Genomic DNA, 14,433 nt, shown 5'->3' on the forward strand with positions numbered 1-14,433 from the left:
GGTACCGATGAGAGAGATGTGGGACGAGGTCTCGGTTGAGTGGGATTCCGCCGAGATCGAGCCCGGCATACGGGTGCACTACGGCACCGCCGGCGCGGGCGAGCGCACGGTCATGCTGGTCCATGGGTATCCGGAGACCGCCTACGTCTGGCGTCGGGTCGCCCCGCTCCTCGTGCGGGCGGGCCTCCGCGTCGTGGTTCCGGACTACCGCGGCGCGGGCGGCTCGTCGAAGCCGCTAGGCGGCTATGACAAGCACACCATGGCGGGCGACCTTCACGCGCTGCTCTACGAGCACATGGGCCTGACCGGTCCGGTGACGGTGGTCGGGCACGATATCGGCATGATGGTCGCCTACGCCTTCGCCCGGCGCTTCACGGACAGCACCGACCGTCTCGTGGTGATGGAGGCGCCCCTTCCCGGGACCGATGCCTACACGACGGCCTTGGGCGACACGGACCGCTTATGGCACTTCCAGTTCCACCGCGCGCCGGACGTCCCGGAACTCCTCACCGCCGGGCGCGAGCAACTTTACCTGGAACGCTTCTATCAGGACCTCGCCTACGATACCGAGGCCATAGGACCGGATGCCATACAGCGCTACGTCCGCGCTTTCTCGCGCCCGGGTGCCATGCGGGCCGGGTTCGAGCTCTATCGTGCCTTTCCGACCGACGACGCCCACAACCGGGCCCAAGTCGAACGGGATGGCAAGCTCAGGCTGCCGGTCCTGGCCCTGGCCGGCGTGGAGAGCACCTTCGCCCCCTTCACCGAGGCGATGATGCAAGAGGTCGCGAAGGACGTGACGTTCCGGACGGTCGAGCGGTCGAACCACTGGATACCCGAGGAGAACGCGGAGGGGTTGGCCGCGGAGATCCTCGGGTTCATCGGTGTAGGCTGACGCGGGACCCATCGAGACGGTCGCCCGAGGGCGCCCGCGGCGTCCCAGATTGCTAGGCTCAGCCCGCCGAGCCAGGCTTCGACAGGCCGCGGTGAAGCGCGGCCGCAGCCGTGTCCGGCAGTGCCTCCGTCACGGCGCTCATGACCTTGTTTTTGAGCCCCGGGACCACCTTGTCGCTTCCCGAATGCAATGCGTCGAGAGCGGCCTTGGCCACGGCTGCCGTATCGTCCTTGCCGTTCGAGGCGCCGATCTTGGTGTCGAGCATCTCGGCCCGGCGGAAGAAATCGGTCTCCGTCGGCCCCGGCATGAGCACGGTGACGGTCACCCCGGTGTCCTTCAGTTCGCTTCGCAGTGCCTCGCCGAACCAGCGCAGGAACATCTTGGTGGCGCCGTAGACCGCCTCGAATGGGTCGGGCATCGAGGCGGCGATGGACGACGTGAACAGGATCCTGCCGCTGCCGCGCGCGACCATGTCCTTGACCACGGGCTTGGTAAGCTGGACGGCGCCGCGCACGTTCAGGTCGATCATCGCGAGTTCGCGCCGCAGGTCGGTGTCCACGAAGGCACCGCCCAGGCCGAAGCCGGCGTTGACGCACAGCACGTCCACGGGCCGTCCCGCCGAGCGGATGGCCTCGAAGAGGCTGTCGACGCCGGCCTCCGACGACAGGTCGGAGGCGTGCGTGCTGACTTGGGCATCCTCCGTCGAGAGTCGCCGCGCCGCATCCGCAAGGTGTCCCTCGTCCTGCGCGGCGATGAGCACGTCGTGGCCGCTCCCGATGAGCTGGCGGGCGAGCTCGAAGCCGATGCCGTTCGAGCCGCCTGTCACGACGGCGAATGGCTTGGACGTCTCTGCGGACATGGGATCCTCCGGTTGCCCGGGCCAACAGGAGCTCGACGAGCAGGGTTCCTCCCGATTCCCTGTGGAGCCGCACGCCCCAGAATGCGATCCTCGCCCCGGCTTCGAAAGTGAGGGTTCGAACGTGGGCCGCACTCGTCGCGGCACGTGGACGGGCGCTACGGAACCCCCGTGAATGAGGCTGACTTCCCAAAGGAAGCCTCGTTCGCGAGCGCGTTCCTCTTAAGGGGGAATGTGGCCTCGCCCCCGACCGGAGAACCTCGATGAAGGCACTGTGCTGGCACGGCAAGGGCGACATCCGCTGCGACACGGTGCCGGATCCCCGGATCGAGGACGCGCGCGACATCATCCTCAAGGTGACGTCCTGCGCCATCTGCGGCTCGGACCTCCACCTGATGGACGGCCAGATGCCGACCATGGAGGCCGGCGACGTGCTCGGCCACGAGTTCATGGGCGAGGTCGTCGAGGTCGGCCCCGGCTTCACCAAGTTCAAGAAGGGCGACCGCGTCGTCGTCCCCTTCAACATCAATTGCGGCGAATGCCGGCAGTGCCGCCTCGGGAACTGGTCGGTCTGCGAGCGCTCGAACCGCAACGGCGAGATGGCGGCGGCGCAGTTCGGCTACCCGACCGCGGGCTTGTTCGGGTACTCGCACCTTACCGGCGGCTATGCCGGAGGGCAGGCCGAGTACGTCCGCGTGCCGATGGCCGACGTGGCGCCGATGCTGGCCCCCGAGGGCGTCGATGACGAGTCGCTGCTGTTCCTCACCGACATCCTGCCCACCGGCTGGCAGGGGGCCGAGCACTGCGAGATCCAGGGCGGCGAAGTCATCGCGGTCTGGGGCGCGGGGCCGGTCGGCCTGTTCGCGATCCAGTCGGCCAAGATCATGGGGGCCGAGCGCATCATCGCCATCGACACGGTGCCGGAGCGCCTCGCGCTCGCCCGCACGTACGGCGCCACCGACATCATCGACTACGCCAAGGAGGACGTGTTCGAGCGGATCAAGGAGATCAGCAAGGGCGAGGGCGCTGACGGCGTCATCGACTGCGTCGGCATGGAGGCCAGCGCCGGCCACGGTGTCGCCAGCCTCGTCAACACGCTGCAGGAGAAGCTGACCTCGACCGAGCGCCCGTATGCCCTGATGGAGGCGATCAAGGCGGTGCGGCCCTGCGGCATCGTCTCGGTGCCGGGCGTCTACGGCGGCCCGATCCCGGTCAACATGGGCATGATCGTCCAGAAGGGCCTGACCATGAAAAGCGGGCAGACCCACGTGAAGCGCTACTTGGAGACGCTGACCAAGCTGATCCAGGAGGGTAAGATCGACATGACGTCGATGATCACCCACCGCTCCACCAACCTCGCCGACGGTCCGGACCTCTACAAGACGTTCCGCGACAAGAAGGACGGCTGCGTGAAGGTCGTGTTCCACCCGAGCTGAGCGACTGCGCCGATCCCCGTCAACTCACGCATCCAAGGTCCTCGTCATATCTGGCGGGACCTGGGCGCCAATGGAACGAAACAGATGGATCTCGGAATCAAAGGGCGGGTCGCCGTCGTGACGGGCGCTAAGTCGGGCATGGGCCGCTCGACCGCCGAACAACTCCTGCGTGAGGGCGTCCACGTCGTCCTAACCGATAAGGAAGGCCCCGAGTTGGAGGCGACCGCCGCGGAACTGGCAGCGCTGGGTCAGGTCCGCGCCGTCCAGGCCGACCTCAGCGAGGCCAAGGGCATCGAGGTGCTCGCCGCCTTCGCCAACATGGCTTACGACGACAAGCCGACCATCCTGGTCTGCGCCGCGGGCATCACCGGCGCGTCCGGGGACTTCCTCGAACTGACCGACGACGACTGGCTGGAGGCGATCCAGACCGACCTCATGGCCGGCGTGCGCGCGGCCAGGGCCTTCATCCCGCACATGCGAAAGGCGGGCTGGGGCCGCGTCGTGCTGTTCTCGTCCGAGGACGCGGTGCAGCCCTACGTCGAGGAGTTGCCCTACGCCGCCGCCAAGGCGGGCGTCCTGAACCTCGCGAAGGGCCTGTCCAAGGCCTACGGGCCGGACGGCGTGTTGGTTAACGCGGTCGGGCCGGCCTTCATCGCCACGCCGATGACCGACGCCCAGATGGAGAAGAAGTCGAAGGAAAAGCGCATCTCCTTCGACGAGGCCGTGAAGCAGACGCTGGACGAGGAACGGCCGGGCATCGTCGCCAAGCGCCGTGGCCGGGCCGAGGAGGTCGCCGCCGCCGTGGCGTTCCTCTGCTCCGAACAAGCCAGCTTCATCACCGGCGAGTTCCTCCGGGTCGACGGAGGGTCCGTCATGACCATGGGGGCCTAGGGGCGCCCGACAGCCCCGCCTCGAAGCTGAGTTGACGGCATGCGTCCGGCGTGGCCAGGGACGCTGAGGGGAACATCCATAGGAAAAGGGCCGCCCCGACTGATCGGGGCGGCCTCCGGAAAGCGGGGAAACGGCGATACGGCCGCTCCCGTACTCAGGTCAGTTACGGGGGGCGGTCGTCCCAGTCGCCTCGTTCGCGAACGCCTTCTTCAGGTCGGCCACGACCGCGTCCTCGGCCTGCTTGGCCTTGGAGACCACGTTGCCCATCCCGAAGAACTCGTGCGTGACGCCCGGGTACTCGCGATAGGTCGCCTGCCCGCCGGCCGCCTTGATCCTGTCGGCCAGGGCCTTGCCATCGTCCAGCAGCGGGTCGATCTGCGCGGTCACCACCGTGAACGGCGGCAATCCCTTGAGGTCGGCCTTGCCGACGATGTCCAGGCGTGGGTCGGCGCGGTCGGCGTCGGTGCGGACCGTCTGGTCGTAGAACCAAGCCATCATGTCCTTGTTGAGTGGCTTGGTTGAGGTGTTGGCCTTGTAGGAAGGCGTATCGAGGTTCGTGCCGGCCATGGGGTAGACCGCCACGACGTGGTCGGGCTTCTCCAGTCCCTGGTCCCGGGCCGCGATGGCGACGTTCGTCACGAGGTTGCCGCCGGCGGACTCGCCGAGCAGCGCGACCTTGGCCGGGTCGCCCCCGAAGGTCTTGGCGTTCGCCAGCACCCACTTGTAGGCCGCGAGTGCGTCCTCCTGCTGGGCCGGGAACTTGGCCTCAGGCGCATGGCGGTACTCGACCGCGACCACGACGGCGTTGGCGCCCTTGGCGATGGCGCGCGGGGTGGCGTCATAGGTGTCGATGTCGGCGATGACGAAGCCGCCGCCGTGATAGTAGACCACGACCGGGAGGGGACCTTGCGCGCCCTCGGGCGTGTAGATCCGGACCGGTTGCGTGCCGCCCCCGGTCTCGTAGGCCGTGTCCTTCGTGGCCACCCCCGGCAACGGCGCAGCGGTCTTGCCCTGCTCTTTCAGGTATTCCCTCACGGCGTCGGCGGGCGTCGGCTGCTTGCGTGCCTCTTCCGGCGACAGCTTCGGGATCGGCTTCGGGTCGAGCTTCTTCATCGCGTCGAGGACGTGCTTCATGTCGATGTCGAGGTCGGCCATGGGCGATCCGGTCACGGACGACACCGCCGCGTCGAACCGGTCCTTGACGGTCGGCTGCGGCTGGTCGGCGGCGAGAGCCGGGGAGGCGAGCAACGTGGTCCCGGCCAGGACGAAGGCAAGGCGAAGCGGCTTGCGGACGGTCATTCGGTATCCTTGGGGAGGGGGTAGGGCCTGCGCGAAAAGGGAGGCCCGTTAGGGAGCCAACTATTCGAGGCTCCGGGCGTTCCTAGTCTCCGTCGAGGCCTCAGGAACTACCGCCGTCAACCGCGGCTTCCCCTCGACCCCGGGGCGGGCCCGGGCGGAAAGGAACGCCATGTCGACGGATACCGAGAAGCACCGCGCGTTGCTGGGCGCGTTGCGGGATGCCCAGGGCAAGGGCGACGGGAGCTTCGAGAAGGCCGTCACCGCCGCCTTCGAGCACGTCTTCGAGCACCTGGGCCGCCTGAACGACCACGTCTCGCCCGGCGGGCCGGACGGCGGCGACCGACACCTGCAGCCGGGCGAGTCCCCGACGCTCCGGTAAGTCAGCGCGCGGCCGGGCAGTCCTCACGGGCGGACCCGGCCGGCAGCACCTCGGCCGCCCCTTCCGGTCACCGGTTCGAGGAAGCGAATGCACACACGTCAAGCGCACTCGGAACCCGATCTCGGCCGACTGAGAGGCTGGGCCCTCAAGCCATCATCCTTCGCATCGTCGCGGTGACCTCGTCGCGTTTGTAGGGCTTCTGGAAGAACACGCCCCGCGCCGGCAATTCCTCCGGAAGGGGGCGCCGCTTGCCCGAAACGATGATGAGCTCGATGGGCGGCCAGCGGTCCCGGACCGCGGCGGCGAAGTGCATGCCGTTCAGGCCGCCCGGCATGTCGATGTCGGTGAACACCACGCGGATGTCGAGCCGCGTCTCCAGGATGAGCACGGCGTCGGCGGCGCTGGCCACGTGGAGGGCCTCAAACCCGGCCTCCTCGACGAGGTCGACTGCCATCATGCGCTGCAGTGGCTCGTCCTCGACGACGAGGACGACCAAGCTCGCAGGGGGCATTGCCTGGCCCAAACGCACCTCCTCAGGAATGCTGCAACTGGACGAGGGGAGCGCGCATCGTCGCCCGGAATCCTGACGGGGGGTAACAGAGGTCCACCCCTCCCGTTCCGACGAGCCCAAGGCCGATCAGGCGCGACCCGAAGCCCTTGCGGCCGCCGGCCGTCGGCGGTGCCACCGGCGGGCCGTCGCGCTCCGCCCAGTCGAAGGTGACCTCCCTGGCCTCGTCCTCGCCGTCGAGGCGCCAGTCGACCGAGACGCGGCCATTGGGGACGGACAGGGCCCCGTACTTCGCCGCGTTGGTCGCCAGCTCGTGCAGCAGAAGGGACAGGGACAGCGTCGCGCGCGGACCGAGGTCGATCTCGGGGCCCGACACATCGATGCGGTCGCCGTGGCCGACGCCCGCGAGCACGGCCTTGACGACTTCCCTCGCCGGCGCGGCGGTCCAGCTCTGGCGCAGGAGCACGTCGTGGGCGGAAGAGAGGGCGTGGATGCGCTTCTCGAACGCCTCGACGGGCGCGCGGTCGGGAACGCGACGCAGGGTCTGCGTGGCGATCGACAGAACCATCGCGAACGTGTTCTTGAGCCGGTGCGACAGCTCCTCGTTGAGCACCCGCTGGTCGGCCTCGGCGCGCACCCGGGCCACGGTCGTCTGTATCCGGTCGGCGACGGTCCGCACGAAGGCCAGCTCGTCGCGGGTGAAGGCATGGGCCTCCGCGTAGTGGACGAAGCCGAGCCCCACGAGCTGTCCACGCTCGATGACCGGCACGTTGATGAGAGCGCGCACCCCGATGCCGAGCAGCGCCGCGGCCTGGCTGCGGGGGTCGCGCTCGACGTCCTCGACGGCGACGACCTCGCCGCGCCTCAACTCGTCGAGGTAGCTCCCGTAGGTCCTAAACCGGTGCAGCCCGGCGACCGAGGCGACGCCCGGGGCGCACCAGTCGGTCGGGATGTCGACCGTCTCCTCGGCCGCATCGACGAGCCCGTAGCCGGCCCGCGTGGCGCCGAGTGCGCCGGACATGATCTCGGCGGCGGCCTGGACGAGCGTCGGCACGTCGTCGGTCTCGCGCAGGCGTTCGCCGAGGGCGAGCAACGCGTCGCGACGCGCGTCCGCCTCGACGCGGGCCGTCACCTCCAGGAAGATGACGCCGAAGCGCTCGGGTCCGAGCGGGAAACCGCGGCCCTCGTACCACCGTTTCAGCGTGCCGACCTGTCGGATGAAGGTGATGGGCCGCCCGGTCTCGACGATATCCGCGAACTCGTCGACCCATGCGTCCTCGATTCCCGGGAAGACCTCGCGGATCGTGCGTCCGACGACGCGGGACGGTTCGATCCCGACGAGGGCACCCCAGGCCGCGTTCACGTCGACGTAGCGCCAGTCCGTCACGGAGCCTCCGTCGGCGCGCACGACCTCGCCGACGAGGAACCCCTCGCTCAGGCGTTCGAACAGGCCGCGCCAGTGCTCCTCGCTCTCGCGCAGGGCCTCCTGTGCCGCGCGCCGCTCCTCGACGTCGAGCAGGACGCCCGGGAAGCTCAGCGGCGTTCCGTCCGGACCGTGGTCGACCCGACCGTTGGCCTCGATCCAGTAGTAGCGCCCGTCCGCGCGCCGCACCCGGTACTGGTGGGCGTAGGCGCCGCCTCGCAGGATGGAGGCGGTGATGGCGGCGGACAGCCCGGCTTGATCGTCAGGATGCACCGTCGCGACGATCTGGGCGAGCGGGATCCCCTCACGACCGAGCGCTGGGTCCAGGCCGAAGCTGCGCGCGAACGCCTCGTCCACGGTGAAGCGGTCGGAGGGCAGGTCCCAGTGCCATGTCCCGATGATCGCGCCGGCCGCGAGCGCGAGCCGCACCCGGTCGACGTTCTGGCGCGCGAGGGCCTCGCTGGCGCGCAGGCGCTCCTCGGCGTCCCGCCGCGCGGTGACGTCGTTGAAGAAGATCGCGATCCGCCGCTCCTCGGGCTGCCCGACGCGGACGGCGCGGACGTCGAACCAGCGCTTGAAGCTTTCGGCGTAGTTCTCGAAGTTCGCCGGCTCGCCGGTCCGCGCGACGTGGCCGTAGGTGTCGAACCAGAACCGCTCCAGGTCGGGGGCGAACTCGGTGACCCACTTGCCGCGCAGGTTGACCCCGGCCTGCCGCTCGAAGGCCGGGTTGGCCTCGACGAAGCGGTAGTCCACCGGCCGGTCGTCGTCGTCGTCGAACTTGACCTCGACGATGGCGAACGCCGTCTCGACGGTGTCCAGGATGGCCCTGAAGCGCGCGTCGCTCCGACGCAGCGCCTCCTCCGCCTCGTGACGGTCGGTGACGTCCTGCACCGTGCCGAACATCTGGGTGGCGGCGCCGGCCGCGTCGCGCAGGAAGTTCGCGCGTCGCGCGATCCAGCGCGGCGCGCCGTCGTCGGCCCTGCGGATGCGGTACTCGACGTCGAGCGCCGCGGTGCCGGCCCGCCGGGTCCCGTCGTTCGAAGCGACGGCGCGGTCCTCCGGCACGACCAGCGTCTCGAACCGCTCGACCGAGTACAGGCCGACGGGAGGCACTCCGTAGATCCGCGCGAACTCGGCCGAGACGTTGATCAGCCCGGTCTCCACGTCGACCTCGAACGTGCCGACCTGCCCCGCCTCCTGCGCCAGGCGCGAGCGCTTGTCGCCCTCGCGAAGGGCCACCTCGCCCGCGATGCGTTCCCGGACGGCCGAGACGTAGCGGGCCACGGTCTCGAAGAAGGCCAGGGCCTCGGCGTCGAAGGCGGGGGTCCGGGCCGAACAGAACGAAATGACCCCGACGACGGAGCCGCGGCTCATGACCGGGTAACCGGCGAAGGCGTCGATGCCGACCTGCCGGGCCAGCGCATAGCGCGGCTCCCGCGTGGCCTGGACCGCCGCGAGGACGAAAGGGCGCCGGGTCTCGGCGACGATGCCGCACAACGGGCTGTCGAAGCCGACATGGCGCAGGGCGGCCTGGATCTCCTCGCTCGCCCCGATGGCGTGCGTCAGCCGCAGGTGCCGCCGGTCCGGGGCGATGTCGTAGAGGTAGCCCTGGTCGAATCCGAGGCTTGCCGCACCGGCCGCCAGGATCGGCTCGACGGCCCGGGCGGGGTCGTCGGCCGTGAGCAGCGCCGCCGACACCCGCGACAGCAGGTCGAGGCGCTGCTGCGCACGGCGCCTGGCCGTGGCCTCCTCGGCCTCGGCCACGGCGGTCAGGCCCGCCGTCGCGGCGGCCGCGAACAGCCGCGCCAGGTCGCGGTCGCGTTCCCGGAACGCCCCGACCCGACCGGACTGGAGCTTCAGCACGCCGACGACACGGCCTCCGCGCGAGATCGGCGCGAGCACGGCGGACCGCATGGCCACCATGTGCGCGAGGTGCGGCTTGACCTGCCCGTCACGAAGCACGTCGTTCGCCAGCAACGGGACGTCGCCCAACGCGCACCGCCCGGCGAGGCTGTCGTGCAGCGGCACGCGCAGGCCCCGGTGCGCGGCCAGGGCGCCGGTGACCGCGCGGTATTCGAGGTCCTCGCCGTCGACCAGCTCGACGACGGCACCCTCGGCCGCCGGCACGCCCAGCATCGCTCCCGCCGTCACCGCGTCGAGGATGGCGTCGAGGTCCCCCCCGGCCGCCGCCACGGTCGCGTTGGTGCGTGCCAGGAGATCGCGCTCGCGTCGTCCGGCCTCCTGTTCGGCAAGCAGCGCGTCGCGGGCCCCGAGGGCCCGGCGCAATTCCAGGAGCTCGCCGACCTGCCGGCCCAGGGCGCGGAGGTCGTCGGCCTGCTCCCGCGTCAGGCCCGACGGGCGCGGCTCGGTGTCGATGACGCACAGCGAACCGACGACCTGCCCGTCCGACAGGCGCAGGGGGGCGCCCGCGTAGAAGCGAATGAAGGGTTCGCCGGTGACGAGCGTGTTGGCGGCCGTACGGCTGTCGACCGTCAGGTCCGGGATGACGAGGAGGTCGGGCTCGGCGAGCGCGAACTTGCAGACCGAACCATCGAGATCGGTCTCGCATCGCGGGAAGCCGACGCGCGCCTTGAACCACTGGCGGTCGACCGCGACCAGGCTGACGAGGGCGACGGGCGTGGCGCACAGGCGCGTCGCCAGGCGTACGACGTCGTCGAAGGCGGCCTCGGGCTGGGTATCGAGGATCGCCAGATCGTCGAGTGCGGCAACGCGAGCGGGATCGACGACGACCGGCGGCGACGCCCCAACCGCGTCGTTCCCGGCAGGCGGGACATCGAAGTCAGCTCCGTGTCGCATCGGTCTCGACCGAATGGCGCTCGGCCTCCGGGACCTCCGGCGCGATGGGAGCGTGTGTGGCCGAGGGTGCGACCTCGCTCGCGCCTGCGAAACCTTCCAAGGGGACCTGAGCGGCAATCCGAGCGGTGTGAGCGACCATAGGGAGTGATGCCTCGGGGTGCAACACGGCGTCCGGCCCGGGCGCCTTCGGCCTGCAGCAGGCCTCCCCGACGGACCCGGCATCGTTGGGGATGCCGAGCCAGTCGCGCAATCCGGGGCACGCGCCCACGTGCTCCGCCTGGCCGTCGTCCCCGAGGGCCACGCCCCGGGGACGGCCGTCGTTCGCGAGCAGGACCACCCGGTTCCCGTTCCCCGCCTTCATTGCCGTCCCTCTCCCGACGGCTCCCTCGGTCGACCGTCCACCGCCGACGGTCGCCTTGTATCGCTACCTACGCACCGTATCTCCATCGACCACACCTCATCCCGGCCATGGGCCGGAGACGTCAAGGTGTCGTGGACTGCCTCAACTGGCTCGGTCGGCACGAAACCGGGTGCCGCCGCCATGCGTGTCCTGGCACCGGCATGACGGCGGCAGGTCGCGGCCGCCGCCGCGAAGGGACGCCTCGCCGGTCAGCAGCCGGACGAGCAGGTGCTCCAACGGCTCGGCTTGGTAGGGCTTCTGCAGCACCGGGATGCCCCGGTAGTTCACCTCAAGTCCCCGCTGGCCGTAGCCGGTCGCGAACAGGAACGGGATGCCACGCCCGAAGAGCAGGTCGGCGACCGGGTAGCTGCGCGCATCGCCGAGGTTCACGTCCAGCACGGCGAGGTCGAAGGCCTCGGACCGAGCCAGGCCGAGCGCCTTGTCGAGCCGCATGGCGACGTCCACCTCGCAACCGAGGTCGAGCAGCATGTCCTCCGCGAGCATGGCCACGAGGCTCTCGTCCTCGACCAGCAACACACGGCGTCCGACCAACATCGTCATGGGTTGCCCCGCCCCTCGACGGCTTCCTGGCCGACCCATCCCAACGTGGTCAGCGGGATCTCCAGCCGACAGGTGACGCCGGCCGGGGCGTAGTCGATCACGGCGCTCCCGTCGAACTCCATGGGAAGCTGCCGCTCGATCAGGCGGGAGCCGAACCCCTTGCGGGCCGGCGGCGTGACCGGTGGTCCGTCTCTCTCCTCCCAGAGCAGGTCGAACTGCTGGCGCCCCTCGTCCCCGTCATGCGAGGACCACGTCACCGCGACCTGACCTTCGGGAACCGACAGGGCGCCGTACTTGGCTGCGTTGGTCATCAGTTCGTGCAGCGCCATCGCCAACGTGACCGCCACCTTGGGGTGCAACCGCGCGTCCGGTCCTTGTAGCCGAAAGCGGTTAACGTTGACCTCCGCCAAAAGGTGGGGGGCCAGCGCCCGCTCGATCACCTGCAGGAGGCTGGCGCTCTCCCAGTTGTCCTCGACCAGCACGTTGTGGGCGTTCGACAGGGCGGCCATGCGGGCGTCGAACACGGCGCGCACGGCCTGTTCCGTCCGCCCGCGGAAGGTCTGAGCGGCGATGGACTGCACCGTGGCCAGGGTGTTCTTCACCCGGTGGTTCAGCTCGTTGATCAGCAGGCGCTGGCGCTCGGCCGCCGCCTTCTCCTCGCTGATGTCGCGGACCTCGATGATCGTGCCGATGATGTTCGTGGCATCGTCGTGGATCGGGCTGGCGGTGAAGCCGACCGGGAAGAAATGTCCGTCCCGGTGGACGAAGACCTCCTCGCCACGCTCCTGGTTGTTCTCGGGGAAGGCGCGGTCGATGGCGCATTCGGCCAGCGGGAACGGCCGACCGTCCGGGTAGGTGTGGTGCACGATGTCGTGCAGCGGGCAGTCGCGCGCCAGGACCTCTGCGAGCGTCCAGCCGGTGAGCGCCTCGGCGGCGCGGTTCATGTAGATGCAGTGCTGGCGGTCATCCATCAGGAAGATGGAGACGGAGGCGTTGTTCAGGACCGCGTTGAGGCGGCGCTCGGTCTCGAAGAGCTGCCCGCTCCCCCGCCGCAGGCTCACCAGGGGCGCATTGGCGGCGGCTCTCGACTGCAGCGGCTGCCGGGAGTTCGGCACGGGCACGACCTTTCGCACGTATCGGCCCGGCACCCTGTGTGCGGGTCCGGGGAGTGGGGGAGCCGGGCACGCCGGAGGGCATCCGCGACGTGCGCCGGACACGGAGGTTCGAATGCACCTTTTTTTCGTCCGGTGGTTCCACCCCCTGGGCGAGGCCGGCCCTGCTCGGGCGACGGTCCGTGGCGGGCGGGTTCCGACCTGCGGACCTGCGCCGGTCGGGATGGCCTCGATGCCTACCCCGCCGCCTTTCGTCCTGGCCGGGATGCCGCGACGTTCCGCGCCTCACGTCGTCCCGGAACGTCGCCCGGCCGTTGCAGCTTATAGGGCATCCCCACATATCACGAGATGTCGAATGCGTAAGATCGCACTCGCCTCCACGGCCTTGTTCGGCCTGGGTCTGCTGGCATCGGCGCCCGCCGAAGCACGCGGTTGGGGTTACGGCAGCGGCTACGGTTATGGCCATGGCGGCTACGGTTACGGCGGCGGATATCGCGGCATCGGGTTCCGGGGCGGCTACGGCGGCTACGGACGCGGTTACGGCTATCGCGGTTACGGCTATCGCCGCGGCATCGGCTCCGGTGCAGCCATCGGCCTCGGGATCGCGGGTCTCGCCGCAGGCGCCATCGTCGCGAATTCGTACGGTGGCTACGGTTACGGCTATGGCCGCCCGGTCGGGTACTATGGCGGCTACGGCTACGCACCCAGTTACGGCTACGCCCCGGCCTACGGATACGGCTACCCGGCTTACGGCTACGGATACTAAACCGTCGCTTCGAACGGCGGGCCGCTGGCTGCGCCGAACCGTCCAACGAGCGGCGTCCGACGGTCCGTCGGGCGCCGCTTTGCGCATGGAAGCAGCCAAGGGCGCCGACATGGAGTTCGATGCATGCACCGGGCGCATCGGCCACGGGCTGCCTTCAGGTCGATGAGACCATTTCCCCCGGTGTCGGTTCGGCCCCGGCGGCGCCGGGTTCCGGCGCGGACGAGGATGCCGGCACGATGGCGCCGGAGGCCGCGACGAGCGAGCCTATCACGTTGAGCAGCGCGAGCCGCTCCGGATGGTCCGCTCCGGTGGCGAGGAAGGTCGAGAGCTCGACGCGGGACGGTCTCCCGCCCGAGGGACCGTTCGGCTCATGCAGGACGAACACGTCCGCTGGGCGCTCGCCGACGCATAGGAACCAGCGGTCGCCGTTCGACGCGGCGTAGATGAGTTTGCGTGCGATGGTCATGATGCCGGCGGCCTCCTCGTTCATGTCAACTAGGGCCGAAGACAACGGTGGCCCTCGACCCGATGGTTGATCGCTCGAAGGCAGTTGGATGGTCGTGAGGCTGGCTGCCGGGCCCCGGGGGTAACGGTACGTGACCGCGGCGCGCACCGCGACCCTGGCCAGGCTTGCACCTACCCGCATCGCCGGGACAACTGCGCCGGCTGAAGGCTCAGGTCATCAGCCCCATCGAGACTCGACCTTCTCCCTCAGCCCGTCCGGCCACCACCGGGCGGGCACTTTTTCGAGGATCGAGGGTCGGACGGTTCCCCGGATGTTGCCGGTCGGAAGGTCGGCCGCAGGGAGCCGAGGCCACGCGCGTAATTCGTAGCGCGGTTCAGTCATCGGCCCTGCCGGCCGATCCGGCACGGGTTCGCTCGTAGGCGACGATGGCCTACGAGCATCCCTCCGACAAATTCGGGCGATTGCGTCTGAAGCAGGCCTTCACCTCGGGTCCGTCAGACCTCATCCCGGCGCAGAACCGAAGGTAGTCGCCCCCGCAACTCGCCCTCATGGCTTCCATCCCCGGTCCCTCCTGCGCGGCGCATGGCCAGCTCGCGACCAGGGGCGTCGCAAGCGCGAGCATCG

General features: G+C 69.7%; 12 protein-coding genes. 5 read left to right on the forward strand and 7 right to left on the reverse strand.

Annotation, left to right across the window (positions count from 1 at the left end; translation table 11 throughout):
* Positions 1-7 precede the first annotated feature (7 nt).
* Positions 8-895, forward strand: coding sequence for an alpha/beta fold hydrolase (locus tag LOK46_RS21930; RefSeq protein WP_273560521.1), 888 nt, complete (start codon positions 8-10; stop codon positions 893-895).
* A 58-nt stretch (positions 896-953) separates the two neighbouring features.
* Here the strand turns inward: LOK46_RS21930 and LOK46_RS21935 are convergent, their stop codons facing one another.
* Positions 954-1,754: an SDR family NAD(P)-dependent oxidoreductase gene (locus LOK46_RS21935; protein ID WP_273560522.1), complete on the reverse strand. Its 801-nt coding sequence runs from the start codon at positions 1,752-1,754 to the stop codon at positions 954-956.
* Positions 1,755-2,014: 260 nt separating this feature from the next.
* On the opposite strand from LOK46_RS21935, the gene LOK46_RS21940 reads away from it, so the two are divergent.
* Positions 2,015-3,187: a zinc-dependent alcohol dehydrogenase gene (locus tag LOK46_RS21940; RefSeq protein WP_273560523.1), complete on the forward strand. Its 1,173-nt coding sequence runs from the start codon at positions 2,015-2,017 to the stop codon at positions 3,185-3,187.
* Positions 3,188-3,271: 84 nt separating this feature from the next.
* The gene (locus tag LOK46_RS21945) at positions 3,272-4,078 is read left to right on the forward strand and encodes an SDR family NAD(P)-dependent oxidoreductase (RefSeq protein ID WP_273560524.1); all 807 of its coding nucleotides are present in this window, start codon (positions 3,272-3,274) and stop codon (positions 4,076-4,078) included.
* 159 nt (positions 4,079-4,237) lie between these two features.
* Here the strand turns inward: LOK46_RS21945 and LOK46_RS21950 are convergent, their stop codons facing one another.
* Entirely contained in the window at positions 4,238-5,377 is a 1,140-nt protein-coding gene (locus LOK46_RS21950; protein WP_273560525.1) for an alpha/beta hydrolase, read from the reverse strand.
* A 169-nt stretch (positions 5,378-5,546) separates the two neighbouring features.
* On the opposite strand from LOK46_RS21950, the gene LOK46_RS21955 reads away from it, so the two are divergent.
* Positions 5,547-5,756 (forward strand): hypothetical protein, encoded by a 210-nt coding sequence (locus LOK46_RS21955; protein WP_273560526.1) that lies wholly within the window; start codon positions 5,547-5,549, stop codon positions 5,754-5,756.
* 145 nt (positions 5,757-5,901) lie between these two features.
* On the opposite strand, the gene LOK46_RS21960 is transcribed toward LOK46_RS21955, so the two are convergent.
* The 4 genes from LOK46_RS21960 to LOK46_RS21975 all read right to left on the reverse strand — a co-directional run bounded on the left by LOK46_RS21960 (position 5,902) and on the right by LOK46_RS21975 (position 12,580).
* Entirely contained in the window at positions 5,902-6,267 is a 366-nt protein-coding gene (locus tag LOK46_RS21960; RefSeq protein ID WP_273564664.1) for a response regulator, read from the reverse strand.
* A 22-nt stretch (positions 6,268-6,289) separates the two neighbouring features.
* Positions 6,290-10,504, reverse strand: coding sequence for a GAF domain-containing protein (locus tag LOK46_RS21965; RefSeq protein WP_273560527.1), 4,215 nt, complete (start codon positions 10,502-10,504; stop codon positions 6,290-6,292).
* 502 nt (positions 10,505-11,006) lie between these two features.
* Positions 11,007-11,465 (reverse strand): response regulator, encoded by a 459-nt coding sequence (locus tag LOK46_RS21970; protein ID WP_337251949.1) that lies wholly within the window; start codon positions 11,463-11,465, stop codon positions 11,007-11,009.
* Entirely contained in the window at positions 11,462-12,580 is a 1,119-nt protein-coding gene (locus LOK46_RS21975; protein ID WP_273564666.1) for a sensor histidine kinase, read from the reverse strand. Before LOK46_RS21975 ends, LOK46_RS21970 begins: the two co-directional genes overlap by 4 nt.
* A 352-nt stretch (positions 12,581-12,932) precedes the next feature.
* Between LOK46_RS21975 and LOK46_RS21980 the strand changes: the two genes are divergently transcribed.
* Positions 12,933-13,343, forward strand: coding sequence for a hypothetical protein (locus LOK46_RS21980; protein WP_273560528.1), 411 nt, complete (start codon positions 12,933-12,935; stop codon positions 13,341-13,343).
* Between the two features lie 154 nt (positions 13,344-13,497).
* Here LOK46_RS21980 and LOK46_RS21985 read toward each other — a convergent pair whose 3' ends face one another.
* A complete protein-coding gene (locus tag LOK46_RS21985; RefSeq protein WP_273560529.1) occupies positions 13,498-13,833 on the reverse strand; it encodes a hypothetical protein in 336 nt (111 codons plus the stop codon).
* Positions 13,834-14,433 lie beyond the last annotated feature (600 nt).

Origin of the sequence: Methylobacterium sp. NMS14P (genome assembly GCF_028583545.1) — a bacterium.
GTDB lineage: Bacteria > Pseudomonadota > Alphaproteobacteria > Rhizobiales > Beijerinckiaceae > Methylobacterium.

Excerpts from the sequence above, each read along its gene's own strand:
- LOK46_RS21955 (WP_273560526.1), top strand. The coding sequence starts at position 5,547 with ATGTCGACGGATACCGAGAAGCACCGCGCGTTGCTGGGCGCGTTGCGG.
- LOK46_RS21985 (WP_273560529.1), bottom strand. The coding sequence starts at position 13,833 with ATGAACGAGGAGGCCGCCGGCATCATGACCATCGCACGCAAACTCATC.
- LOK46_RS21945 (WP_273560524.1), top strand. The coding sequence starts at position 3,272 with ATGGATCTCGGAATCAAAGGGCGGGTCGCCGTCGTGACGGGCGCTAAG.
- LOK46_RS21960 (WP_273564664.1), bottom strand. The coding sequence starts at position 6,267 with ATGCCCCCTGCGAGCTTGGTCGTCCTCGTCGTCGAGGACGAGCCACTG.
- LOK46_RS21930 (WP_273560521.1), top strand. The coding sequence starts at position 8 with ATGAGAGAGATGTGGGACGAGGTCTCGGTTGAGTGGGATTCCGCCGAG.
- LOK46_RS21935 (WP_273560522.1), bottom strand. The coding sequence starts at position 1,754 with ATGTCCGCAGAGACGTCCAAGCCATTCGCCGTCGTGACAGGCGGCTCG.
- LOK46_RS21950 (WP_273560525.1), bottom strand. The coding sequence starts at position 5,377 with ATGACCGTCCGCAAGCCGCTTCGCCTTGCCTTCGTCCTGGCCGGGACC.
- LOK46_RS21970 (WP_337251949.1), bottom strand. The coding sequence starts at position 11,465 with ATGACGATGTTGGTCGGACGCCGTGTGTTGCTGGTCGAGGACGAGAGC.
- LOK46_RS21980 (WP_273560528.1), top strand. The coding sequence starts at position 12,933 with ATGCGTAAGATCGCACTCGCCTCCACGGCCTTGTTCGGCCTGGGTCTG.
- LOK46_RS21940 (WP_273560523.1), top strand. The coding sequence starts at position 2,015 with ATGAAGGCACTGTGCTGGCACGGCAAGGGCGACATCCGCTGCGACACG.
- LOK46_RS21965 (WP_273560527.1), bottom strand. The coding sequence starts at position 10,504 with ATGCGACACGGAGCTGACTTCGATGTCCCGCCTGCCGGGAACGACGCG.